The 23,617-nt window shown below is 64.6% G+C and carries 19 protein-coding genes; 14 read left to right on the top strand and 5 right to left on the bottom strand.

Annotated elements, in window-relative coordinates; genetic code table 11:
* The first annotated feature begins 10 nt into the window (after nucleotides 1–10).
* Nucleotides 11–2,032: a TonB-dependent copper receptor gene (locus tag HND55_11845; GenBank protein QKK03285.1), complete on the top strand. Its 2,022-nt coding sequence runs from the start codon at nucleotides 11–13 to the stop codon at nucleotides 2,030–2,032.
* 371 nt (nucleotides 2,033–2,403) lie between these two features.
* Here the strand turns inward: HND55_11845 and HND55_11840 are convergent, their stop codons facing one another.
* Together HND55_11840 and HND55_11835 are read right to left on the bottom strand one after the other, a co-directional pair.
* Nucleotides 2,404–2,871, bottom strand: a complete 468-nt coding sequence (locus HND55_11840) for a peptidylprolyl isomerase (protein QKK03284.1) — start codon at nucleotides 2,869–2,871, stop codon at nucleotides 2,404–2,406.
* Nucleotides 2,872–2,940: 69 nt separating this feature from the next.
* Entirely contained in the window at nucleotides 2,941–4,608 is a 1,668-nt protein-coding gene (locus HND55_11835) for a DNA alkylation response protein (protein QKK03283.1), read from the bottom strand.
* A 106-nt stretch (nucleotides 4,609–4,714) separates the two neighbouring features.
* Between HND55_11835 and HND55_11830 the strand changes: the two genes are divergently transcribed.
* The 6 genes from HND55_11830 (at nucleotide 4,715) to idi (ending at nucleotide 11,661) form a co-directional block, all read left to right on the top strand.
* The gene (locus HND55_11830) at nucleotides 4,715–5,164 is read left to right on the top strand and encodes an Rrf2 family transcriptional regulator (protein ID QKK03282.1); all 450 of its coding nucleotides are present in this window, start codon (nucleotides 4,715–4,717) and stop codon (nucleotides 5,162–5,164) included.
* 147 nt (nucleotides 5,165–5,311) lie between these two features.
* On the top strand, nucleotides 5,312–6,622 hold the full coding sequence (locus HND55_11825) for an AMIN domain-containing protein (protein QKK03281.1): 1,311 nt from the start codon (nucleotides 5,312–5,314) through the stop codon (nucleotides 6,620–6,622).
* A 145-nt stretch (nucleotides 6,623–6,767) separates the two neighbouring features.
* A complete protein-coding gene (mvaD, locus tag HND55_11820) occupies nucleotides 6,768–7,739 on the top strand; it encodes a diphosphomevalonate decarboxylase (GenBank protein ID QKK03280.1) in 972 nt (323 codons plus the stop codon).
* Entirely contained in the window at nucleotides 7,736–8,803 is a 1,068-nt protein-coding gene (locus HND55_11815) for a hypothetical protein (GenBank protein QKK03279.1), read from the top strand. Before mvaD ends, HND55_11815 begins: the two co-directional genes overlap by 4 nt.
* A 4-nt stretch (nucleotides 8,804–8,807) precedes the next feature.
* A complete protein-coding gene (locus HND55_11810; protein ID QKK03278.1) occupies nucleotides 8,808–11,078 on the top strand; it encodes a hydroxymethylglutaryl-CoA reductase, degradative in 2,271 nt (756 codons plus the stop codon).
* Nucleotides 11,047–11,661: an isopentenyl-diphosphate Delta-isomerase gene (gene idi, locus HND55_11805; protein QKK03277.1), complete on the top strand. Its 615-nt coding sequence runs from the start codon at nucleotides 11,047–11,049 to the stop codon at nucleotides 11,659–11,661. Before HND55_11810 ends, idi begins: the two co-directional genes overlap by 32 nt.
* A 398-nt stretch (nucleotides 11,662–12,059) precedes the next feature.
* On the opposite strand, the gene HND55_11800 is transcribed toward idi, so the two are convergent.
* From HND55_11800 to trxA, 3 genes are all read right to left on the bottom strand, one after another.
* Nucleotides 12,060–12,758: a response regulator transcription factor gene (locus HND55_11800; protein QKK03276.1), complete on the bottom strand. Its 699-nt coding sequence runs from the start codon at nucleotides 12,756–12,758 to the stop codon at nucleotides 12,060–12,062.
* Nucleotides 12,759–12,904: 146 nt separating this feature from the next.
* Nucleotides 12,905–14,161: a transcription termination factor Rho gene (gene rho, locus HND55_11795; GenBank protein QKK03275.1), complete on the bottom strand. Its 1,257-nt coding sequence runs from the start codon at nucleotides 14,159–14,161 to the stop codon at nucleotides 12,905–12,907.
* A gap of 227 nt (nucleotides 14,162–14,388) precedes the next feature.
* Nucleotides 14,389–14,715, bottom strand: coding sequence for a thioredoxin TrxA (gene trxA, locus HND55_11790; GenBank protein ID QKK03274.1), 327 nt, complete (start codon nucleotides 14,713–14,715; stop codon nucleotides 14,389–14,391).
* A 184-nt stretch (nucleotides 14,716–14,899) separates the two neighbouring features.
* Between trxA and HND55_11785 the strand changes: the two genes are divergently transcribed.
* The 7 genes from HND55_11785 (at nucleotide 14,900) to HND55_11755 (ending at nucleotide 23,543) form a co-directional block, all read left to right on the top strand.
* The gene (locus HND55_11785) at nucleotides 14,900–16,198 is read left to right on the top strand and encodes a DEAD/DEAH box helicase (protein QKK03273.1); all 1,299 of its coding nucleotides are present in this window, start codon (nucleotides 14,900–14,902) and stop codon (nucleotides 16,196–16,198) included.
* 116 nt (nucleotides 16,199–16,314) lie between these two features.
* The gene (locus HND55_11780; GenBank protein QKK03272.1) at nucleotides 16,315–17,202 is read left to right on the top strand and encodes a hypothetical protein; all 888 of its coding nucleotides are present in this window, start codon (nucleotides 16,315–16,317) and stop codon (nucleotides 17,200–17,202) included.
* A gap of 14 nt (nucleotides 17,203–17,216) precedes the next feature.
* Nucleotides 17,217–19,094: a type II secretion system secretin GspD gene (gene gspD, locus HND55_11775; protein ID QKK03271.1), complete on the top strand. Its 1,878-nt coding sequence runs from the start codon at nucleotides 17,217–17,219 to the stop codon at nucleotides 19,092–19,094.
* Complete coding sequence (gene gspE / locus HND55_11770; protein QKK03270.1) at nucleotides 19,084–20,562, top strand: type II secretion system ATPase GspE; 1,479 nt, start codon at nucleotides 19,084–19,086, stop codon at nucleotides 20,560–20,562. Before gspD ends, gspE begins: the two co-directional genes overlap by 11 nt.
* Nucleotides 20,563–20,699: 137 nt before the next feature.
* Complete coding sequence (gene gspF / locus HND55_11765; protein ID QKK03269.1) at nucleotides 20,700–21,899, top strand: type II secretion system inner membrane protein GspF; 1,200 nt, start codon at nucleotides 20,700–20,702, stop codon at nucleotides 21,897–21,899.
* A gap of 7 nt (nucleotides 21,900–21,906) precedes the next feature.
* Complete coding sequence (ftsE, locus tag HND55_11760; GenBank protein QKK03268.1) at nucleotides 21,907–22,590, top strand: cell division ATP-binding protein FtsE; 684 nt, start codon at nucleotides 21,907–21,909, stop codon at nucleotides 22,588–22,590.
* Nucleotides 22,587–23,543, top strand: coding sequence for an ABC transporter permease (locus HND55_11755; GenBank protein ID QKK03267.1), 957 nt, complete (start codon nucleotides 22,587–22,589; stop codon nucleotides 23,541–23,543). The genes ftsE and HND55_11755 overlap by 4 nt, the downstream gene beginning before the upstream one ends.
* Nucleotides 23,544–23,617 lie beyond the last annotated feature (74 nt).

Here is a 23,617-nt window from a genome sequence, read left to right as displayed (position 1 = left end):
GAACAAATCGATGAACAAGCAGATCTCGGGCGGCCTGCTCGCCGCCCTCGCATGTCTGTCGGCCTGGGCCGACGACGACCGCCCGGTCGACGCCGAGGTCGTCGAGACCGCGGATCAAGCCGGCGTAAAGCTCGAGCCAGCGTGGCCGCTCGTGCTCGAGCCCGTGGTGGTCACGACCGCACTGATGACCGATCCCTACAGCGTCAGCAGCGATCCGCGACAGCCGCGTTTGCCGCTGCCGGCGCACGATGGCGGTTCTTACCTGAAGTCCATCCCCGGCTTCTCGCTCAGCCGCAAGGGCGGCACCAGCGGCGACCCTGAACTGCGCGGACTGGGCGGTTCGCGCCTGAACATCCTGCTCGACGACGCCGCCATCCTCGGCGGCTGCGGCGGGCGCATGGACCCGCCCACGGCCTACGTCTACCCGGAGTCCTTCGACCGCATCGAAGTCATCAAGGGCCCGCAGTCGGTGCGCTACGGCGCCTCGGCCAGCGGCGTGGTGCACTTCGACCGCGATACGCCCCGCTTCGACGACCCCGAAATCAGGGGCTATGGCTCGACCACCGTGGGACGTTTCGGCCGCCGGGACGGGGTCGGTGAGGTGACTGCTGGTTCTGAAAGCGCCTATGCACGCCTGACCGGCACCTTCTCCGAGCAGGACGACTACAGCGACGGCAATGGCCGGGAGGTGCATTCGCGCTACCAGCGCTGGAGCGCCGGCGGCGTGTTCGGCTGGACGCCGGACGAAAACACCCTCGTCGAGGCGAGCATCGACCGCAGCGACGGCGAGGCCGCCTACGACGACCGGAAGATGGACGGGACGCGCTTCGGCCGCAGCGGCTACAGCCTGCGCGCCCGGCGCGCGAACCTCAGCGACTGGTGGCGCGAGCTGGAGTTCATGGCCTATTACAATTACGTCGACCACGTCATGGACAACTACACCCTGCGCGAGCCGCCGATGATGCCGATGGTCGGCTACCCCGACCGGCGCACGCGCGGGGCGCGCCTGAACGCCGAGTTCCAGCCGGCGCGAGACTGGCTGCTCAGCGCCGGCCTCGACTGGAGCGACAATCTGCACGCCAACAATTCGCTGATGGGGCCGGCTGTCGAGCGCTTCGGCAGCGTGCCGCGCGAGGACAACGCCGAGTTCACCGATTTCGGCGCCTTCGTCGAAGCGTCCCGGCGCGTTTCGCCGCGCGGCCGCGTCACCTTCGGCCTGCGCGTCGATCACGGCCAAGTCGAAGCGCTGAGCGAAGACGGTTTCGGCGGCGTGGCGCCGGGAACCGAAGACAGTGACGACCGCGTGAGCGGTTTCGTTCGCTACAGCCACCAGCTTGCCAGCCGCCCGGTCACTTTCTACGCCGGGCTCGGGCGGGCCGAGCGATCACCGGACTTCTGGGAACGCCGGCGGGTCTTCGCCCTGGAAAACGAGGTGCTGACGCAGTTCGACCTCGGAGCCCGCTACGAGGGGCCGCGCCTGACCGCCAATCTGGCGCTGTTCTACGGCGAGTTCGAAGATTTCATCCTGATCGCGGCGCCCGGCCAGCCCGGGGCGGAAGCGCGCAACGCCGAGGCCGGCACCTACGGCGGCGAGGCCGATGTGCGCTACCGGATCACCCAGCAGCTGGCGGTGGTCGGCACCCTGGCCTGGGTGCGCAGCGACAACGACAGCGACGACCGGCCGCTGGCGCAGACGCCGCCGCTGGAGGGCACCCTCGGGCTCGACTTCGATGACGGGCGCTGGTTCGGCGGCGCGCTGTGGCGAGCGGTGGCCAGCCAGGATCGCATCCATGCCGGCCACGGCACGATCTACTCGCTCGACACCGCCGAAACCCCGGGCTTTGCGGTCTTGTCGGTCTACGGCGGCCGTCACTTCGGCCGGGCCTGGACACTGACCGGCGGCATCGACAACCTGTTCGACCGCTACTACACCGGGCACCTGCAGCGCGGCTCAGCCGACCTCGGCGCGGCCGCCTCGCGGATTGCCGAACCGGGCCGCAGTTTCTGGCTGCGTTTGAGCAGGCGTTTCTGATTGGATCGTCTGTGCCGGGATGGTGCAGGGTGTCGGCCCTGGAGATTGGCCGGCACCCGATCGGGTCCGGGTGACATTGAGTGATGAACAGGGCGGGCGCAGCGCAAGATCCGGCGAGCCCGGCCGGGATTCCCCCGGCCGGCCGTTTCGCCTTCCTGGCGGCCTTGAGCTCCTCGTTCGGGCAGACCTTCTACATCGGCCTGAGCATGAGCTCATGGCGCCGGGCATGTGCTGCCTTAAAAAGCACCCCTGAATCGCGCCATATTCAGCTTGCCTGATGCGTCCGTGGCATGGCACGGGCGAGGATGACGGGTGTAAGTGTTCGGCGCAAGGGCCTTCCGCGGAAGGCCCGGCGTGTACTGCATGAGGCCTCAGGCTGCCTCGGCAGTGCCTTGCTGGATTTCGGTTTCGGTGGCCTCACGCACGCTTCTTACAGCGACGCTGAACTTGAGTACCTGGCCGGCCAGCATGTGGTTGCCGTCCACGGTGACGGTGTCATCGCCGACCTCGCGCACCACGACGGTCATCGGGCCGGCATTCGATTCGGCCCGGAAGCTCATGCCGGGCTCGACCTTGTCGACACCGGCAAAGGCCTCGCGCGGTACAGCCTGAACCAGCTCGTCGCGGTAGGGGCCGTAGCCTTCCTCGGGCTCGACGGCGACTTCCAGCTCATCGCCCTCGGTCTTGCCTTCGATGGCCTTTTCCAGGCCCGGAATGATGTTCTGGTGGCCGTGGAGGTAAACCAGTGGTTCGCGTCCTTCGGAGCTATCGATAACCTGACCGTCGTCGCCGGTCAGGGTGTAGTCGATCGACACGACGGTGTTGTTGGCAATCTGCATGTAAAACCTGAAACGTAAAATGAACGCATTAGGATAACATCTGCCTGCATCATGCGCCCGGAATCAGGGTCAGTGCCCGCCGGGGCGAGACCGTGCGACCAGCGCTTCGAGCGGCGCGTCCGGCCCCAGATTGCCGAACAGGCCACCGCGATTACCGTGGACCAGCCGGGCGACGATAAACGTCTCCGCAACCGTGTCATTGCCGGCCTCGAGCAGAACTGCCGCCTGCAGCGTTACGGCAATCGCCTCGACCATCCGGCGCGCCTCGAACTCCGCTCGCTCGCTGTTGCCCAGCATCTGCCCGATCTCTTTGAGAGCAGCAGCCAGTGCCGGGTGGTCACCGGCATGCGGTTCGACGAAATCGCGAAACGCGTCGATGGTTTCAGGTTCACGGTCAATCGCCCGAAGTACGTCGAGGCACTGAATATTGCCGGAGCCTTCCCAAATGGCGTTGACCGGTGCCTCGCGAAACAGCCGCGGAAGCATGGATTCCTCGACATAGCCATTGCCGCCAAGGCATTCCATGGCCTCGTAGCACAGCCCGACGGCACGTTTGCACAACCAGTACTTGGCTACCGGCGTGGCCAGCCGGGCGATCCGTTCCGAGGCTGCGTCGGTGCCGGCGCGCTCGAAGCGGCCGGCCAGGTGCAGGGCCAAAACCAGCGCTGCTTCGCTTTCAAGCGCCATGTCGGCAAGCACGTTCTGCATCAGGGGCTGAGCGCTGAGGCACCGGCCAAAGGCCTGCCGGCCGTCACAGTGATGAATCGCCTCGGAAAGGGCCTGGTGCATCAGCGAGGCCGAGCCGATGGCGCAGTCGAGGCGGGTCTCGGCGACCATGCGGATGATGGTGGCCACGCCGCGGCCAGGCTCGCCCACCATCACGCCCCAGGTGCCCGGAAACTCGACCTCGGCCGAGGCGTTGGAGCGGTTGCCGAGCTTGTCCTTGAGACGAATGAGATGGAACGGGTTGACGCTGCCGTCCGGACAGAAGCGGGGCACCAGGAAACAGCTCAGCCCTTCCTCGGTCTGGGCCAGCGTCAGGAACGCGTCGGACATTGGCGCGGAGCAGAACCACTTGTGGCCGACCAGTAGATACTCCTGTCCCGGTCCCCGTGTCGCCAGTGGCGCGGCGCGGGTGGTGTTGGCGCGAACATCTGAACCGCCCTGTTTTTCGGTCATGGCCATGCCCAGGGTGGCGCCCTGTTTTTGTTCGGCCGGCAAGAATCGCTGATCGTACGTTGCCGCCAGCACGCGCGGCTGCCATTGCTCGGCGACGTCGGGCTGCAACCGCAGGGACGCCAGGACCGCGTGGGTCATGGTCATGGGGCACATGGTGCCCGCTTCGAATCGGTTATGTAGATAGATCATGGCCGAGCGGGCGACGCGAGCCCCGGGTTCGCCGCTCCAGGTCAGGGCCGACAGTCCGTGGCCGATGCCCAGCGCCATCAGCTGGTGGTAGGCCGGATGGTAGTTGACCTGGTCGATACGGTGACCAAATCGATCGTGCGTATCCAGCTCGGGTGCATGGCGATTGGCTTCAAAGCCCAGACGAGCGACTTCGTCGGCAGCGAGGGCGCCGTAGTCGCGCACCTGCTCGGCATAGCGGCCGCCGCCTTCGCGCTGCAGGGTTTCGCGCAGCGCAGGGTGCTGGTCAAAGGGGTTGTAATCGCTCAGCGGATCGGGCTGGTTGATGACTTCATGGGTTGGCGATATGCGGTTGCGCGTCGCATTGTTCATATTCGGCTCCAGAGACTCCTTACGGTCAACTGCACGCGCGGTGAATCGGCCGCTACGTGTAATCCACTATACTGAAACATGAGTTCTCAAGTTTAGTATTCCGGCCATGCGTTTAACCCAGTACACTGATTTCTCGCTGCGCGTGCTCATCTATCTCGGGCTCAATGGCGATCGCCGTTGCACCATTCGGGAAATCTCCGAGGCTTATGCGATTTCGCGAAATCACCTGATGAAGGTGGTTCAGCAGCTGGCTGCCGAGGGTTATGTTGAATCGGCCCGGGGTGTTGGCGGCGGGCTGATGCTGGCCGCTGCTCCCAGGCAGCTCAACGTTGGCCGCATCGTGCGTGTGATGGAACCTGATCTGGGGCTGGTCGAATGCATGCGCGAAGGCAACCGGTGCGCAATCACCGAAGCCTGCCGGCTGGCCGGAATGCTCGATGAAGCGCGACAGGCCTTTCTCGGCGTCCTGGAGGCCTACACGCTCGCCGACATTCTCACCCCGGAACGCCGGCCGGCACTCCAGCGGCTACTCAATATCCGCGTCGAAACGGCGTGAGTGCCGCGTCTGGGATGGGCCCGTTCGTGGGCGCAATCCGATTCAATAACAGTTCTTGGAAGTTTTCGTATCCTTCCGTTTTCGCTTGAAATTTCACATTCAAGCGTGCATGATTAGCGCAACCGTCAAGCTGTATCGGGGTCAACGATGCGGAATTGGACCATTGCCATCGCGCTGCTCGGGGTCGTGTCGGCCGGTGCTGCAACCGCCGGCGAGGTCCGCAACCTTCGCGTCTGGGCGGGCCCGGACAGCACGCGAGCGGTGCTGGACCTGGACCAGCGCGTGGAATATCGCCTGTTCACGCTCGACAATCCGGCGCGTGTGGTGGTCGACATCGAACGGGTGGGTCTCGGCAGTGATCTGGCTATTGATGAGGAGCACAGCGGCGTAATCGCCGGGGTGCGTCACGGAATCCAGGGCGGGCACGACCTGCGAGTTGTGTTTGACCTAGATGCAGCGGCCCGACCGCAGAGTTTCCTGCTCGATCCGGCCGGCAAGTACGGTCATCGCCTGGTCATCGACCTCTACCCGGAAGGCGCTCAATCGCCGGGCGAGCGCGTGCGTGAAGCGGTCCGGTCGGCGCGGGATGGACAGCGCGACATGATCGTTGCAATCGATGCCGGCCATGGGGGTGAAGACCCGGGTGCAATCGGTCCTTCAGGCACCTATGAAAAGACGGTCACGCTTGCACTGGCGCGTGATCTGGAGCGACGCATCAATGATGAGCCGGGCATGCAGGCCGTGCTGATTCGAACCGGTGACTACTACGTCCCGTTGCATGAGCGCTATGATCGGGCCCGCAAGGCCGAAGCGGACCTCTTCCTGTCGCTTCATGCCGATGCCTTTCGCGATTTTCGCGTGCGCGGCAGTTCGGTCTACGTGCTGTCGCGGCGGGGTGCCTCCAGTGAGGCGGCGCGCCTTCTGGCCAGAAGCGAAAACCGCGCTGACCTGGTTGGCGGGGTCAAGCTCGATCGGGGCGATGATGTACTCAGTTCGGTGCTGCTTGATCTGTCGCAATCGGTTGCGCTCGAGTACAGCAATGCCGCCGCCGAACAGATCCTGCAGCGCCTCGCCCGCGTTGGCAAGCGTCATCGGTCGCGGGTCGAGCGCGCCAACTTCGTTGTGCTGCGTTCGCCGGACGTGCCCAGCGTGCTGGTCGAGGTCGGTTTCATCAGCAATCCGCAGGATGAGCAGAACCTCACTTCACAGTCCCACCGTAGCGCCATCGCACAAGCAGTCCTCGACGGCGTTCGCGCCCACTTCCATGAAACCGCCCCGCGGGGCACCTGGATCGCCGCCAATCGGCCGGTGGATCGTCATGTTGTCCAGCGCGGTGACACCCTGGGCGTGATTGCGCAGAAGTACCGCACCAGCGTGGCCCGGCTCCGACAGGCCAACGATCTGGAGGGCGATGTGATTCATCCGGGGGCGGTGCTTGTCATTCCGACCGGGTCGTAAGCCACGAGTCGCGTGAGCCGCTGAATCCGAGTCGCGCTGCGCGCGGCCCGGGCAGTGGCCTTGTGCTTGTTCGCGACGGGTCCTGCCATGCCAGTCCGCGAGCGCTTATCATGGCCCCTGGCGCAGTATTCGGAACTCATGCCTGATGAAGGAAGCGACCGCCCGGGCCGGCGCAAACATCGCGCTGGTCAAGTACTGGGGCAAGCGCGATCGGCGGCTCAACCTGCCGGCGGCCGGTTCGATCTCGGTCACGCTGGCCGGACTGGAGACGCGTACGACGGTCATTCCGGACCCTGCCCTGAAAGCCGACTGCCTGTTGATCGACGGGGACGAACAACCGGTTGAGCGGGTCAGCGCAGTGTTGGACCTGATCCGCGCGCAGGCCGGTATCGCGACGTTCTGCCGCGTTGAGAGCAGCAACACCTTTCCTACCGGCGCGGGCCTGGCGTCATCGGCATCGGGCTTTGCCGCCCTGGTCGTCGCCGCGACGCACGCTTTCGAGCTGGAATGGCCGGCCGCCAGGTTGTCGGAGCTGGCGCGTCGCGGATCCGGATCGGCGGCCCGGTCGATATTCGGCGGCTTCGTCGAGATGACCGCCGGCGAGCACGCCGACGGGTCCGATGCGGTGGCCCGGCCCCTGCTCGAGGCTGCCGAGTGGCCGCTGGAGGTGGTGGTGGCCGTCACGGACACCGCCAGCAAGGCCGTGAGTTCGCGCGATGGCATGTACCACACGATGCACACCTCGCCCTTTTACCCCGCCTGGGTGGCGTCGGTGCCGGCCGACCTGGAAGCTGCCCGGGACGCCATTGTCCGGCGTGATTTTGAACGGCTGGCCGAGGTATCCGAGCACAGCGCGCTGAAAATGCATGCCTCGATGATGGCGGCCCGGCCCGGGCTGGTGTATTGGAATGCGGCAACGCTGGCCGCCATGCAGCGCGTGCGAGAAATGCGCGTGTCCGGATGCGGCGTGTTCTTCACCATTGATGCCGGTCCCCAGCTCAAGGCCGTGTGTTTGCCCGGTTGCGGACAGCAGGTGGCCGAAGCGCTGTCGGATGTGGCCGGCGTGATCGGCATCCGGCAGGTCGGCCTCGGTGCCGGTGCGGCGGTGCTCGGGTGAGCGGGGGCATCGAGGCTGAGGCGCCCGGCAAGGTGGTGCTGCTTGGCGAGTACGCAGTCCTGGAGGGGGTCGGCGGACTGGCCATGGCCGTCGATCGGCACGCACGCGTAAACTTGCGTGTCCTGCCGGGCAGTTCCGGCAGAATCTGCGCACTGCAGCTGGCCATTCCGCCAGTCTGCTTCGAGCTGTCGCCAGTCGGCAACATGCGCTGGAAGACGCCGCACCGCGGCGCATTTGTCACCACAGCCGGTCTGGTCGAACGTCTGCTGTCGGATCGGATCCAGCGGGGCGCCCGGCTGTCGGGTTTCGAGCTGACCATCGATACCGAAGCGCTGTTCATGCGCCGGGGTAACGAGATGACCAAGCTCGGTCTGGGCTCGAGCGCGGCGCTGACGGTGGCGGTGGATGCCGCGTTGCGCCGCGCGTTCCCTGTGTCCGGCGAGCATGTCGAGTCGTTCGCAACGCGGGTAGAGCGATTGCGCCGAACGGTGTGCGGCGTTCAGGGTGGCCATGCCAGCGGCATTGATCTTGCCGCCAGTCTGGCCGGCGGGCTGGTTGACTATCAGTTGCGAGGTGATTCGGTGATGCTGGAGCGTCGAAATCTGCCGAAAGGTCTCGCCATGCGGTTTGTGTGGACTGGCCGGCCGGCCTCAACCAAGATGCTGCTCGGCCACTGGGCTGAGGCGCGACGGCGGAATCCGGCTGCGGTAGCCGGGCTGATTCGCGAGATGGCCGCGTCGGCCAGTAGCGGCCGGCGGGCGGTGGCAGACAACGATACCGCTGAATTGGTTGAACAGATCGGTGTCTACGGTCGGATTATGGGTAAAATGAACGATTTGATGCCGATTCCAGTGTTCAGCGAGGCTCACCGGCATGCCGCGCGCGGCGCAAACCGCCTGGGGCTGGTCTACAAGCCCTGTGGTGCTGGCGGTGGCGATCTCGGCGTTGCCGCATCGACCGACCCTGACCGGTTGGCCCGATATGCCCGGTGGTTGTCGGGTACCGGTATGATGCCGCTGTCGCTGGCTGTTTCACAGCGCGGCCTGTGGCCGCATGACGAGTGAATGAATGATGGAGCGATCCAGGATTCCGCAGTTCTACAAGATGTCGGTGCCTGAGCGGGTGCGCACGGTACGCGATCGCGGTCTGCTTGGACCGGAGGATTGTCAGGTTCTCCAGTCGGGCCGACATACGCTGTCGATTCAGCTGGCCGACAAGATGATTGAAAACGTCATCGGCGTGATGGGACTGCCGGTTGGCCTCGGCCTGAATTTTCTGATCAACGGCAGGGAATACGTTGTGCCACTGGTCGTCGAGGAGCCGTCGATTGTGGCGGCGCTGAGCTCGGCGGCCAAGCTGGCGCGGGAGGCCGGGGGGTTCCGGGTTGAGAGCATGGAGCCGCAGCTGATCGGTCAGGTCCAGGTGGTCGATGTCGCCAGTCCGGCTCGCGCGCAAGCGGCGCTGCTGCAGCGCAAGGCCGAGATACTGAACCTGGCCAACAGCCTGCATCCGAAAATGATTGCGCGCGGAGGCGGGGCGAAAGACCTGGAGGTTTTCGTTCACCCCTCCCAGGGGCCCGGTGGAGACATGGTCGTGGTCCACTTGCTGGTCGATACCCGCGACGCGATGGGCGCGAACCTGGTCAATACGATGTGCGAAGGCGTGGCTTCGCTGGTCGAGACCATTGCCGAGGGACGGGTCTTTCTGCGCATTCTGTCCAACCTGGCCGACCGCTCCCTGGTCAAGGCACGCGTCCGCATCCCCACGCGGTTGCTGACTGGCAAGGGCTTTGACGGGGAGCAAGTCCGCGACGGCATTATCGTGGCCAATGATTTTGCCCGGGTCGACCCGTACCGCGCGGCCACCCACAACAAGGGCATCATGAACGGTATCGATGCGGTTGCCCTGGCAACCGGCAACGACTGGCGGGCGATCGAGGCCGGCGCCCACGCCTATGCTGCCCGCGGTGGTCGCTATGCCGGGCTGACTCAGTGGTACAAGGACGATCACGGCGACCTGGTCGGTGAGCTGGAGATCCCGATCAAGGTCGGCACGGTTGGCGGGCCTTTGCAGACCAATCCTACTGTTGCGCTCAACCTGCGCCTGCTGGGCGCTGGCAGCGCGCGCGAGCTGGCCGAAGTGATGGGGGCGGTTGGTCTGGCCCAGACCTTCTCGGCACTGCGTGCGCTGGTCACCGAGGGCATCCAGCAGGGCCACATGACGCTGCACGCGCGGTCGGTGGCGACTGCCGCCGGCACGCCGCCGGAACTGTTCGATACCGTGGTTGAACGCCTGATCGCCTCCGGAGAGATCAAGATCTGGAAGGCCGAGGAGATCATTGCCGAGGTGCGCTGCCAGTCCGACCCGCACTGCCGGGCAAGCGCCGATCGCGTCGAGGACACGCTGGAAGGCGAACGACTGGGCGCCGGGCACGGCAAGATCATTCTGCTTGGTGAACATGCCGTTGTCTATGGCCGGCGGGCGGTGGCTGCGCCCATTCCGCTGGCCATTCAGGCACGGGTGGAGGATGCGCGCGAAGGCGTTGAGCTGATCATTCCGCGCTGGGGCGTCGAGCAGCGACTGGAATTCAACGCCAAGAGACCGCAATCCTTTGCCCGCTCCATGGCGCGCGTGCTCGAGGCGCTGGGCCTGCAGGGGCGCGGTATGCGTATCGAAGTCTTTCCAAATGTGCCGCGCGCAATGGGGTTGGGTGGCTCGGCTGCCCTGGCGGTCGCGGTGATCCGCGCGATCGACGCCCATTTTTCACTCGGGCTGGACGACGAGCGGGTCAACGAAATGGCGTTCGAGTGCGAAAAGGTGGCTCACGGCACGCCATCGGGTATCGATAATACGCTGGCCACCTGGGGCGAGTTTCTGTTGTTCCGCAACGGCGAGCAGCCGCAGCGGGAGGTCATCGAGGTGGCAGAGCCGCTACCGATCGTCATTGGCATGAGTGGCGTCGAGAGCCTGACCGCACGCACCGTTGCCCGTGTACGCGAGGCCTGGAAGAAGAATCCGGCACTGTATGAGCGAATCTTCGACGAGATCGACACCCTGGCTGGACACGGCCTGGACGCGCTCAAAACCGGCGATTTCGAGACCCTGGGCGAGATGATGAATGTCTGCCAGGGTTTGCTCAATGCCATGCAGGTGTCGAGCTGGGAGCTGGAAGAACTGATACAGGTTGCGCGCAACAACGGGGCGGTTGGCGCCAAGCTGACCGGTGGTGGTGGGGGGGGCTCGATCATCGCGCTGTGCCCGGAAGACAGTGCCAGGGTGGCCCAGGCGATTCGTGCCGCCGGCTACAATGCGCTGGAGGTCCAGATCGGTGGCGCTTGAACAGGCGGGCCCGGCACGTGCGGTGTCATCGGATGCCGAGCCGCTGATTCTGGTCGACGAGCAGGATAATCCGATCGGCACGCTGTCCAAGGGCGCCTGCCATGACGGTGACGGCGTTCTTCATCGCGCGTTCTCGATTTTCTTGTTCGACGATCAAGAGCGCCTGCTGGTGCAGCGACGCGCCGGCGACAAACGGCTGTGGCCGCTGCACTGGGCCAACAGCTGCTGTTCGCACCCGCGTGCCCGTGAAAGCATGCCCGAGGCCACTGCGCGGCGGGTCAATGAAGAAATCGGCGTTGATGCCGAACTGGAGTTCATCTACAAATTTCGCTACCAGGCGCGGTATCTGGATCTGGGCTCTGAACACGAGCTGTGCTGGGTCTATGCAGGCCGCACGACCGAAGACGCGGTCCGCCCCAATCCTTCGGAAATCGCCGACTGGGCGTTTCTCTCGCCCGCACAGGTCGATGCCCTGGTTGCCGATAACGAGGCAGCCGTAGCGCCGTGGTTCCGGTTGGAGTGGCGCGAGCTTCGCCGAACCTGCTGGGACCGGATCGAGGTGTTGCTCAGAGCGGATCCGTGAGGCGCCGTGAGCCGAGGGCACGTTTCCGACCGATAAGATGTCGCTTGTCTGCGCCGGCATCTACCCGCATATCCCATCCGAACGTGAAGCACGCGCAAGGTAGGCGCGGTGGCTGACGAAACCTCGTCCGTCGGGGATGCGGCCCCGACCTACACAATGGTCTGACGGGGATGCGATCCGGGCTCGGTCATCCGTCGGGGCTGCGACCCCGACCTACACAATGGTCTGACGGGGATGCGATCCGGGCTCGGTCATCCGTCGGGGATGCGACCCCGACCTACACAATGGTCTGACGGGGATTCGATCCGGGCTCGGTCATCCGTCGGGGATGCGACCCCGACCTACTTGATCGTCTGACGGCGATTCGACCCCGGCGTGTGCAGGTCGTGTGCCGGCATTTAAGCCTCGTCCGGCGTGGCAAGCTTGAAGCCCATGCCCTGGACGGTGTGAAGCAACTTGATCTCGAACGGACGGTCGATTCCCTTGCGCAGGTTGTACATGTGGCTTCTGAGCGTGTCGGAGTCGGGCAGGGTGTCTCCCCACAACTCGTTTTCAATCTGCTCGCGGCTGACAACGCGCGGTGATTCGCGCATCAGCACCTTGAGAATGCGGATCGCCGTGGGGGACAGATCAATGCGCTGACCGGCGCGCTCGACGCGCATCAGGCGCGGATCGAAGATCAAATCTCCGACCTTCAACTGACCCTCGCCGATTTCACCGCGGGCGCGCCGGATCAGGGCTCGCAGCCGGACCAGCAGCTCTTCGGATTCGAACGGCTTGACCATGTAGTCGTCAGCGCCGGCATCGAAGCCCTCGATCTTGTCGTCGAGCTGGTCCCTGGCGGTCAGCATCAGGATGGGCGTGCCGTCGCCGCGGTCACGCAGACGCTCGGCAACGCGAATGCCGTTGATGCGCGGCAGCATCAGATCGAGCACGATGGCATCGTACTCGTTGTCTTCCATCAGATTGAGCGCAATGGCACCGTCGGCAGCGTAGTCGCAGGCGTAGCCGGCGTCCTCCAGATAGGCGCCGATGGTAGCGGCCAGGTCGTCGTGGTCTTCAACCAGCAGAATCGTGGCGTTGGGGTCGTCGGACATTGAAGGGCTCCTTCACATTTGTGAATAGGAGCAGATTACGAAGCGGCTGTCAATGGGGGGTGAAGGGTTTCGGTTGTCGGATTCCGCGAACTGTTCGGCGGTCGTCTGCCGGGATGCGATCCCGGCCTGTGCGATCGGCCAGTGACCTATCGCTTCATGTAGTTGAAGAATTCCTCATTGGTCTTGGTGACCTTGAGCTTGTCGAGCATGAATTCAATGGCCTGGGCTTCGTCCATGGGCTGCAGGATACGCCGGAGAATCCAGGTCTTTTGCAGCTGGTCGTTGCCGACCATCAGTTCCTCGCGGCGGGTGCCGGAGCGGTTGATGTCGATAGCGGGATAGACGCGCTTCTCGGCGATCCTGCGGCTCAGGTGGATTTCCATGTTGCCGGTGCCCTTGAATTCCTCGTAGATCACTTCATCCATCTTCGAGCCGGTGTCGACCAGGGCCGTGGCGATGATCGTCAGACTTGCGCCACCCTCGATGTTGCGCGCCGCGCCGAAAAACCGCTTGGGTCGCTGCAGCGCATTGGCGTCAACCCCACCGGTCAGGACCTTGCCTGAAGATGGCACCACGGTGTTGTAGGCGCGCGCCAGGCGGGTTATGGAGTCGAGCAGGATGATGACGTCGTGTTTGTGTTCAACCAGGCGCTTGGCGCGCTCGATCACCATATCGGCGACCTGGACGTGCCGGGATGCCGGTTCGTCAAAGGTCGACGAAATCACCTCGGCATCGACGCCGCGTTCCATTTCGGTCACTTCTTCGGGTCGCTCGTCAATCAGCAGGATGATCATGTGCACTTCCGGGTTGTTGGCCCGGATCGCCGTGGCAATGTTCTGCAGCATCATGGTTTTTCCGGCTTTGGGCGGGCTGACGACCAGGCCTCGCTGTCCCTTGCCGATCGGCGCGATCAGGTCGATGATGCGCCCGGTGATGTCTTCGGTCGAGCCGTTGCCGCGTTCGAGCTCCAGCTGCACGCGCGGAAATTCCGGCGTCAGGTTCTCGAACAGGATCTTGTTCTTGGCCGCCTCGGGCTTGTCGTAATTGAGCTCTTCGACCTTGAGCAGCGCGAAGTAGCGCTCGGACGACTTGGGCGGCCGAATCTTGCCGGCAATGTAGTCGCCGGTGCGCAGATTGAAGCGGCGAATCTGCGATGGCGAGACGTAGATGTCGTCGGGCCCGGCCATGTAGGAGGCTTCGGCCGAGCGCAGGAACCCGAATCCGTCCTGGAGGATTTCGAGCACCCCGTCGCCGTAGATCGCTTCCTTTTTCTGCGCCTTGGCCTTGAGGATTGCGAAGATGACGTCTTGCTTGCGCGATCGGCCCATGTTCTCGATGCCGAGTTCCTCGGCCATGGCGACCAGCTCTTGCGCGGATTTTCTTTTCAGTTCAGTCAGGTTCATTGGAATTCTTTTCCAGGAATTGAATGCAGGGCGCCGCGGGTAGACGGGGAGGTCCACCGGTCGCGGCGACCGGAACATAAAATGATCAGGCTCTATCGCATGTGCCCCGGCAGGGTAGAAAAATCGGGATATCTGAGTCGGTCGGACGGAGGCCCGCCGCTGATGGTGCGTACGTTAGCACCAAATTCGTTCCGCGTCCAGCCGGTGCCGACCGGCCGGTCGGAGCTTCAGATGGTATCGTCGACGAAGGCCTTGAGGGCAGACTTGGTCAGTGCGCCGACCTTGGTTGCCTGGTGCTCGCCATTGTCGAAGATCATCAGCGTGGGGATACCACGGATCTTGTAGCGGCTGGTGACCTGCTGGTTTTCATCGATATTGAGCTTGGCGATACGCAGGCGGTCGCCGTATTCGTCAGCCAGTTCGTGCAGCAGTGGCTCGATCATCTTGCACGGGCCACACCATTCGGCCCAGTAGTCGACCAGCACCGGCTGGTCGGCCTTGAGAACCTGCTCATCGAAATCGCTGTCGGTCACGTGGATGATGTTGTTGCTCACGGTGATTGAAACTCCTTAAAAAAAAGAGACTGCGGTGGCCGCACCGTCGACGCCGCGTCGACAGGCGAACAGACGTCAACCAGTCTACTATGATAACGTGCACGCTTCGGAGTTCGGTAGCCGCGGTCGGGTACCCGCTCCGCTACCGCCGAAATCAAGGCGGACCCAGCGTTTTTCAAGGACAATGCACCAATTGAGCGATTCTTCCGATACCCAGCGGGTACTGACCGATACACGGTTCGACACGTTTCAACTCGATGACCGCATTCAGCGCGGACTGGCCGAGGCCGGTTTCGAGTTCTGTACGCCAATTCAGGACCGCACGTTGCCGCTGGCGCTGGTCGGCCGGGACGTGGCCGGCCAGGCGCGGACCGGCACCGGCAAGACTGCCGCGTTTCTGCTAACCATTTTCCACAAACTGTTGTCCTCGGACAGCCCCGAGCAGCGCGGCCCCAACCCGCGCGCTATTGTCGTTGCACCGACGCGGGAGCTGGCCATTCAGATCCATCGTGACGCCGAGCAGCTCGGTCGGTTTACGGGGCTGCGCAGCATCCTGACCTATGGTGGTGTCGATTACGGCAAGCAGCGTGACCAGATCGCCGCCGGCGTTGACCTGCTCATCGGGACGCCGGGTCGTCTCATCGACTATCTCAGGCAGGGCGTCTACAGCCTGCGCCATATCGAGGTGGCGGTGCTTGACGAGGCCGACCGCATGTTCGATCTCGGCTTCATCAAGGATATCCGCTTCCTGTTCCGCAAGATGCCGCCGGTCGAGCGTCGCCAGACGCTGATGTTCTCGGCGACCTTTCCGCTCAAGGTGACTGAGTTGGCCTACGAGCACATGAACGACGCCGAAACGATTCGCTTCGAGGAGGAGCAGGTCACGAGCGACCGGGTGCGCCAGGTGGTCTACTACCCGGCCAATCGGGAAAAGCTGCCGTTGCTGGTCCAGCTGCTTCGCGCCTGGGAGGACGGCCATGTGATGGTGTTCGTCAACACCCGCCACGAGACCGAGCGTGTTGCCCGCACACTGGAGGCCAACGGGATCAACGCCGCCATGCTCTCGGGCAATGTCCCGCAAAGAAAGCGGCAGAGCCTGCTCAAGCGCTTCCATGGCGGCGACATTGACGTGCTGGTGGCGACCGATGTGGCTGCCCGGGGCCTGCATATCCCCGATGTCAGTCACGTGATCAATTACGACCTGCCCCAGGATGCGGCGGACTACGTGCACCGGATCGGCCGCACGGCGCGCCTGGGCGCTACCGGCGACGCGGTCAGCTTCGCCTGCGAGGACTCTGCCTTTTATCTGCCTGAAATCGAGGAATACATCGAAATGACGCTGCAGGTCGAGGCCCACGATCCGGATGATCTGCCGCGGCTGGAGCGACCGGCGCCGTACAGAAAAAGCAATGGACACAAAGGCAAGGGCGGTGGTCGTCGCGGTGGCCGGAGGCGCGGAGGGGGTCACGGCAAGAGCGCGTGAGCGCCCGCAGCGGGGATTGTCGGGGTGCGGCGGGTTCAAAACCCGCCGGATGACTCCGAAGGCGGCTCGGTCTGTGCTAATCTCCTGCCAGATATGACCGCGGAGCATTCCGTCCCTTGTCCGATGTGATCTCGCCGCTTTGGTCCGGACGACTGGCGCTCGTGACCAGCCTGGTGCTCGCGCTGGCCATCGTCTGGCTGCTGGTGCGCATGGTCTGGTTGCTGGTGGCCGGGGTCGAGGTCACGCCAGCGCCAATGCCGCCGGTGCCGCAGGTCATTCCGAGCGTAGCCGGGGGCAGCGGCGAGTTTCGCTGGGATCTGTTTGGCCGCACAAGGCCGCGTCCGGCAATGACTTCGGTCGCTCCGGTTTCGAACAGCCGTTTGCGGCTCAAGGGCGTGGTCGCCGGCCGCACCGCCTACGCCATTATTGCGGGTGAGAAAGGCGCCGAGGAGGTCTATCGCGAGGGCGATGAGTTGCCGGACGGCGGCCGGGTCGATACGATTGAGCCGCGTCGGGTGCTGATCGTTCGCAACGGTCAGACCGAATCCCTGGCGCTCGACGACAGCCCCGCGGCGACGCAGACCTCGGCAAGCCGGTCTTCGAGCGCCGTGCCGGAGGGCGGCGCCCCGCTGCAAATGCCCGGTATCCGGGGCTTCCAGGCGCCGGCCGGGGTGAGTGTGGCCGGGCTGGCCGATCTCACCGGCTCGCTCGGTATCGATGCCGGAAAGCTGGCCGGTGCGGTTACGGTCATGCCGGTTTCCGGCGGCGGTTACCGGGTGCGTCCGGGCCGTGACGCGCGCCTGTTTGCCGAACTGGGACTGCAGGTCAACGACATCGTCAAGGCGGTCAACGGCCAGCCGCTGGAGTCGCGCGCCGCCGTTCAGAATCTGTTCTCCGACGTGCTCGGCGGCGGGGAAATCACCATCACCGTTCAGCGCCAGGGGCGGGAAGTTACCCTGCGTCCGGACGTCGCAGAGATCCTGGAGAGTCTTCAGCAACCATGAAATGCCGACTGATCTTGCCAACACTGCTTTTCCTGCTGACCCTGCCGCTTGCAGCCGAGGATGGTCACGTCCTCAATTTCAAGGATGCCGATATTCGCGCCATGATCGCGGCTGTTGCCGATATGACCGGGCGCAGCATCATCATCGATCCACAGGTGTCGGGGCGCGTTACCGTCATGTCATCGCAGGCCCTGTCGAGCGATGAGGTCTGGGACGTTTTCCAGTCGGTGCTGCGCGTACATGGCTACACCGCGGTCAGCGACGACCACACGGTACGGATCGTGCCCGATGTCGCCGCTCGCCAGGACGGACGGGTTCCGGTCGATGACATGCACGCAGCCGGGGACGATCCGGTCACGCGCATCATCACGCTCGAGCACGTCGACGCCGGCGAGGTTTCCCAGCTGCTGCGCCAGCTGTTGCCGCAATCGGCCTATCTGGTCCACCACGCCGGCTCGAACAGTCTGATCGTCAGCGACCGGGCCGTCAACATCCGCCGCATCGAACGGATCATCGAGCGGCTCGATGCCGCGGCCGACCAGGACATCGAGGTCATCAGGCTGTCTCACGCCGACGCCGCCCAGGTGGCGCAGATGGTCAAGCGTATCTACCCGGGCGCCAACGAGGCCGAGCCGATCGTCGCCGACGAGCGGACCAACACGGTCATTCTGGCCGGTGAGCCTGGCCGACGTTTGCGGCTGCGGACCCTGATCAGTCACCTGGATACGCCGCTGGAATCCGAGGGCAGCACGCAGGTGATCTACTTGCGCTACGCCACGGCCGACACGCTGGTACCGGTGATCGAGGGCGTTCTGGATCTCGACGAGTCCGACACCGGCGGCGCCCGGGTTCAGGCCCATGCCGACACCAACGCGCTGGTGGTTACTGCGCCGCCTTCACTGTTTCGCAGCATCGAGTCGGTGGTTCGTCAACTCGACATTCGTCGGGCCCAGGTGCTGGTCGAGGCGATCATTGCCGAAGTCGCAATGGATACCAGCCGTGAGTTGGGCATCCAGTGGCAGTTCTTCGAAGACGACGAGCGCGGCTTCTTCGGCGGCACCAATTTCCAGAGTGGCGGGCGAAACATCCTGAATCTCAGTGCGCTGGGTGCCGACGAGGAGGGCAGTCTGTTCCTGCCGGGCGGTGGCCTGAATCTGGGTTACGTCGGCGGCCGGACCAGCCTGCTCGGCGTGGAAATGCTCGAAATCGGCGGCCTGGCGCGGGCGCTGGCCAATGACAGCAACAGCAATGTTTTGTCGACACCGTCCATTGTCACTCTCGACAACCATGAGGCGAGCATCAACGTGGGTCAGGAGGTTCCGTTCCTGTCGGGCAGCTTTTCGACCCAGGGCATTGCCACCGGAGAAGGTCAGGTCAACCCGTTCCAGACCATCAACCGCGAAGAGATTGGCATCAAGCTCAACGTCACGCCGCATATCAACGAAGGCGACATGATTATTCTCAATATCGGCCAGGAGGTCTCGACTCTGGCCCCATCGGCCGGGGCGGTCGATCTGATCACCAACAAGCGCACGATCTCGACCCGGGTGATGGTGCCCGATGGCGCCATCCTGGTGCTCGGAGGATTGATCAGCGACGATGTGCAGGAAGGGCGCGAGGAAGTGCCCGGGCTGGGACGTATTCCCCTTATTGGTGAATTGTTCCGATACCGGACCAGCAGCAACGTCAAGCGCAACCTGATGGTGTTCATTCGGCCGCAGATCCTGCGTGATGAAGCGCTGATGGAGTCGGTCTCGCGCTCGAAGTACAGTCGCATTCGCAATCTGCAGCTTGAACAGCGCAACCGGACGCGAGGCATGACGCCGGCCGAGGACATGCCGCTCCTGCCCGAGCTGGAAGCGTTTCTGCAGTCACCACCCGATGAGCAGTGATTTTCGACCCGGCTATGGTTTTGCGCGCAAGCGCGGTGTAACCGTCGTCGGCCCTGACGCCGACGGACAGTTGCGCCTGGCTGCGCGCGAACCGGTTGATATCGCCGCGGTTCAGGAAGTGCGCAGGCGAATGGCCGGTCCGGTTCGGCTGGAGCGCTTGAACGCAGCCGATTTCGATCAGCTGGTGGTGCGCCTCTACGAGTCCGGAGACGAAGCTGCGCGGCAGGTTGCCGATGATCTGGGCGACGACCTCGACCTGGCGCGGCTGGCCGAGGACCTGCCCGAACCGGCCGATTTGCTGGAAAGTGAGGACGATGCCCCGATCATCCGCTTGATCAACGGGGTGCTGACTCAGGCCATTCGCGAGGGGGCGTCCGATATCCATCTGGAGCCGTTCGAGGAACGGCTATCCATCCGCTTCCGGGTGGACGGTGTATTGCGCGAAGTGATGTCGCCAGCGCGCGGGCTGGCCGGACTGATCACCTCCCGGATCAAGGTCATGGCGCGGCTCGATATTGCCGAGAAACGGCTGCCGCAGGATGGCCGGATCGGCCTGCGCATTGCCGGCCGTCCGGTGGATGTGCGTGTCTCGACCCTGCCGTCAAGTCACGGCGAGCGCGTCGTGCTCAGGCTGCTCGACAAGCAGGCCGGGAGGCTGGATCTGGCCGAACTGGGCATGGATCCGGCCACGACCGAGCGCATGGCCGGGCTGATCGCGCGCCCGCACGGTATTTTGCTGGTGACCGGGCCGACCGGTTCGGGCAAGTCGACCACCCTGTACGCCGCGCTGATGCGCCTCAACGACCGCAGCCGCAACATCATGACCGTCGAGGATCCGATCGAGTACGACCTCGACGGCATCGGTCAGACCCAGGTCAATCCAAGAGTCGATCTGACCTTCGCGCGCGGCCTGCGCGCGATCCTCAGGCAGGATCCCGACGTGGTCATGGTCGGGGAGATCCGCGATCTGGAGACGGCCCGTATTGCGGTCCAGGCCAGTCTGACCGGACACCTGGTCTTGTCGACTCTTCATACCAACAGCGCGGTTGGCGCGATCACACGTCTGGTCGACATGGGCATCGAGCCGTTCCTGCTGTCGTCGAGCCTGATCGGGGTATTGGCGCAGCGACTGGTGCGCGTGCTTGACGCCGAACTCAGTGAGCCCTACGAGATTTCTGCCGCAGAACTGAGCCGCCTGGGCTTGCCCGCCGGCCAACCGGCCACGCTGTATCGTCCGCGCGCCGGGCTTGGGGAGGGGCAGTCGGGTTATCGCGGCCGGACCGGTATCTACGAACTGGTGCCGGTCAGCGAGCGCCTGCGAACGCTGATTCACGACGGCGCCGCGGAGCAGTCCCTGGAGTCGCTGGCCCGGGAACTCTCGCCATCCATTCTCGAGGATGGATGGCGCAAGGCGCTGGCCGGCACGACCAGTCTCGAGGAGGTGTTGCGTGTAACGAGAGCTGCGTAGGTCGCGCATCCGCGACGGACGACAGGCCCGACCTGTACACGTGCAGCGATGTGTGGCCAGGTCTGAAACCTCGTCCGTCGGGGGTGCGACCGCCACCTGCGCGGGCTCTGATCCGACTCATCGGCAACCGATAACGAATGCAAGCGTACGAATACCAGGCATTGACTGACACCGGTTCGACCACACGTGGTGTGGTCCAGGCCGATAGCGCGCGTGCCGCGCGTGCCCAGCTAAGGGAGCGCGGCCTGATGCCGCTGGCTGTTGGTGCCGTCGAAGGCGAGCAGCGGCAGGCCTTTGCCGCTGCCGGATCCGGTCGCGAACGGGCGCTGCTGCTTCGCCAGATGTCGGCGCTGCTCAAGGCCGGCCTGCCGCTGGAAGAGGTGCTATCGGTGCTGGTCGAACAGTCCGACCGGGCACGCTCGCGTCGGCAGATCGGCGCCATTCGGGCGCGGGTTATGGAGGGTCAAAGCCTGTCGGCGGCGATGAGCGAGCATCCACGTCTGTTTCCGACGCTCTACACCGCATCGGTCGCCGCTGGTGAACGTGCCGGGCGACTGGACGTCGTGCTGGCGAGGCTGGCGGACTATGCCGAGCAGCGTGAAGTCATGCGCCGCGGTCTGACAGTCGCCCTGGTCTACCCGATGCTCCTGACCGGGGTTGCCGTCGCCGTGGTGTGGGGCCTGATTGGCTATGTGGTGCCGCGGGTGGTCGGGGTGTTCGAGCAGGCCGGGCAGGATCTGCCGCTGCTGACGCGAAGTCTGCTGGCCTTGTCGGATTTCATTGCGTCCTACGGCGTCTGGGTATTGCTGTCGCTGGCGGCGTTGACCGCCGTTGCGATGGCGGTGTTGGCGCGAACCGGGCCAAGACGGCGTTTTGACCGCTTGGTGCTGCGTCTGCCGTTGCTTGCCCGGCTCATGCGCGCGCGCGCGACGGCCACGCTGACCCGCACGCTGGCGATACTGACCGCCAGCGCCGTGCCGCTGGTCGAGGCGCTGCGGGTGGCCGCCGAGGTGCTGGGCAATCACCAGGCGCGCGCCGATATCCAGCGGGTGGCCGACCAGGTTCGTGAAGGGCAGTCGCTGTCGGGTGCGCTGACGACCGTGGACTGGCTGCCGCCCATGGCGCGTCGGCTGATTCACGGTGGGGAGCGTGCCGGTGAGCTGTCGCCGATGCTCGATCAGGCGGCCGTGTTGCAGGAACGCGATCTGGAGTCGGCCACCGAAGTCCTGCTGGCGGTGCTGCAGCCTCTGCTGATCCTGGTCGTCGGCCTGATCGTGCTGTATATCGTTCTGGCGATCATGCTGCCGATCATGAGCATCAGCCAGTTTGTCGGGTGATGATCTGATGATCGTGTTCGAGCAGGTCGCCAAGCGCTACCCCGGCGGCGTCCAGGCGTTGACCGACGTCAGCTTTTCGCTGCAGCGGGGTGAGCTGGCGTTTCTGACCGGACGCTCCGGGGCAGGCAAGTCCACGCTGCTCAAGCTGATCGCGCTGCTGGAGCGTCCGAGCCGCGGCCGGGTCATTTTCGACGGGCGCAACATCGGCCAGATGTCGCGCCGGCAGATTCCATGGCTGCGTCGCTGCATCGGAATCGTCTTTCAGGACCATGCCCTGCTGTCTGATCGCCGCATTTTCGATAACGTCGCCCTGCCGCTGGTCATTGCCGGCGCGCCCTACTCGGAGATCCGGCGGCGTGTGCATGCTGCGCTCGACAAGGTGGATCTGCTCGACAAGCAGCGCATGTATCCGCCGATGCTCTCAGGCGGACAGCAGCAGCGGGTCGGTATTGCTCGCGCCATTGTCGGCAAACCCCCGCTGCTGCTGGCCGATGAGCCGACCGGTAACCTCGACCCGGAGCTGTCAGCCGACCTGATGCAGTTCTTCGTGCAGCTCAATGAGCTGGGAACAACCGTTCTGATTGCCAGCCACGACCTGGACCTGATTCGCCGTTTGGGTCGGCGCGTGATGGTTCTGGACGATGGTCGCCTGGTCGATGAGGTCGAGGCGCGGCCGGAGCGCTCCGAATGAGGCACAGGCGCGGTGATCGGCTGCCCGGCGCGCTTGGCGCAGGCGGCCTGCGCGCCTGGGCGCGGCGGCATGCCTACAGTCTGTTGTCGTCGCTCGGCACGCTGATTCGCCAGCCGCTGGCTTCGATCATGACGATTGTGGTGCTGGCCATCACCTTGAGCCTGCCGTCCGGCCTGTTCGTGGCGCTTGACAACCTGGCGCGTATGACGGCGGACTGGGAGCGGCTCGACACGCTGTCGGTGTTTCTGGCGTCGGAGCTCGATGATGACCAGGCGCTTCGCATGGCGTCGCGCTGGAGCGCGCAGCCGGATATCGTGGCCGTCGATCCGGTCAGCCCGGCCCAGGGACTGGCCGAAATGGCCGGGCAGCTTGATTTGCCTGACCTGACCAGTCTGGTGTCGGACAATCCGCTGCCCTGGGTACTCGAGGTCACGCCCGCGCCTGCCGCCGACGTGCCCACCCTGATGGCCCGTTTGGAGGCCGACCCCCAGGTCGATCAGGTGATTGTCGATCTGCGCTGGCTGGAGCGCCTTGATGCGATGGTCGCGCTGCTCGAGGAGGTGGTTGCCTTGCTGGCGCTGCTGTTTGCCGTGGCCGTGGCCTTCATCGTCGGCAACACCATCCGACTCGATATCCAGCACAAACGCGAGGAGATCGAGGTCATGACGCTGGTCGGGGCGACGGGCAGCTTTGTCCGTCGTCCCTTCCTGTACTCCGGGCTCTGGTACGGGCTGGCCGGGGGGGTGCTGGCCTGGCTGATCATCAGAGTCGGGCTGCTCGCTCTGGCCGAGCCGGTTGATCTGCTCAGCGGTGCCTACGCCTCCGGTTTTGCGCTGCAACCGCCATCGATGGCCGTCAGCGCGATGCTGATTGGCGGCAGCGGTGCGCTCGGGGTTGCCGGGTCCTGGCTGGCCGTGGGCCGTCACCTGCGCCGGATCCATTCCGGGCGCTGAACAGGCCTGTTTGATCCGGTTGACTTGCGCTGCGACATCGGCGAGAATTGCGGGCTTCGTCTGGAATATCGGGT

Source organism: Pseudomonadota bacterium (assembly GCA_013285445.1).
Classification (GTDB): Bacteria; Pseudomonadota; Gammaproteobacteria; order Xanthomonadales; family Wenzhouxiangellaceae; genus Wenzhouxiangella.
The sequence above is the reverse complement of the archived record's forward strand: the minus strand, read 5'-3'. Positions and strand labels throughout refer to the sequence as shown.

Bases quoted from the DNA above. Each gene is read 5' to 3' on its own strand.
- gspE (QKK03270.1), top strand. From the start codon at position 19,084: ATGAGCAGTGATTTTCGACCCGGCTATGGTTTTGCGCGCAAGCGCGGT.
- HND55_11810 (QKK03278.1), top strand. From the start codon at position 8,808: ATGATGGAGCGATCCAGGATTCCGCAGTTCTACAAGATGTCGGTGCCT.
- gspF (QKK03269.1), top strand. From the start codon at position 20,700: ATGCAAGCGTACGAATACCAGGCATTGACTGACACCGGTTCGACCACA.
- idi (QKK03277.1), top strand. From the start codon at position 11,047: ATGCGCTGGAGGTCCAGATCGGTGGCGCTTGAACAGGCGGGCCCGGCA.
- HND55_11825 (QKK03281.1), top strand. From the start codon at position 5,312: ATGCGGAATTGGACCATTGCCATCGCGCTGCTCGGGGTCGTGTCGGCC.
- HND55_11755 (QKK03267.1), top strand. From the start codon at position 22,587: ATGAGGCACAGGCGCGGTGATCGGCTGCCCGGCGCGCTTGGCGCAGGC.
- HND55_11835 (QKK03283.1), bottom strand. From the start codon at position 4,608: ATGAACAATGCGACGCGCAACCGCATATCGCCAACCCATGAAGTCATC.
- rho (QKK03275.1), bottom strand. From the start codon at position 14,161: ATGAACCTGACTGAACTGAAAAGAAAATCCGCGCAAGAGCTGGTCGCC.
- HND55_11785 (QKK03273.1), top strand. From the start codon at position 14,900: ATGCACCAATTGAGCGATTCTTCCGATACCCAGCGGGTACTGACCGAT.
- HND55_11845 (QKK03285.1), top strand. From the start codon at position 11: ATGAACAAGCAGATCTCGGGCGGCCTGCTCGCCGCCCTCGCATGTCTG.
- ftsE (QKK03268.1), top strand. From the start codon at position 21,907: ATGATCGTGTTCGAGCAGGTCGCCAAGCGCTACCCCGGCGGCGTCCAG.
- mvaD (QKK03280.1), top strand. From the start codon at position 6,768: ATGAAGGAAGCGACCGCCCGGGCCGGCGCAAACATCGCGCTGGTCAAG.
- HND55_11800 (QKK03276.1), bottom strand. From the start codon at position 12,758: ATGTCCGACGACCCCAACGCCACGATTCTGCTGGTTGAAGACCACGAC.
- HND55_11840 (QKK03284.1), bottom strand. From the start codon at position 2,871: ATGCAGATTGCCAACAACACCGTCGTGTCGATCGACTACACCCTGACC.
- HND55_11830 (QKK03282.1), top strand. From the start codon at position 4,715: ATGCGTTTAACCCAGTACACTGATTTCTCGCTGCGCGTGCTCATCTAT.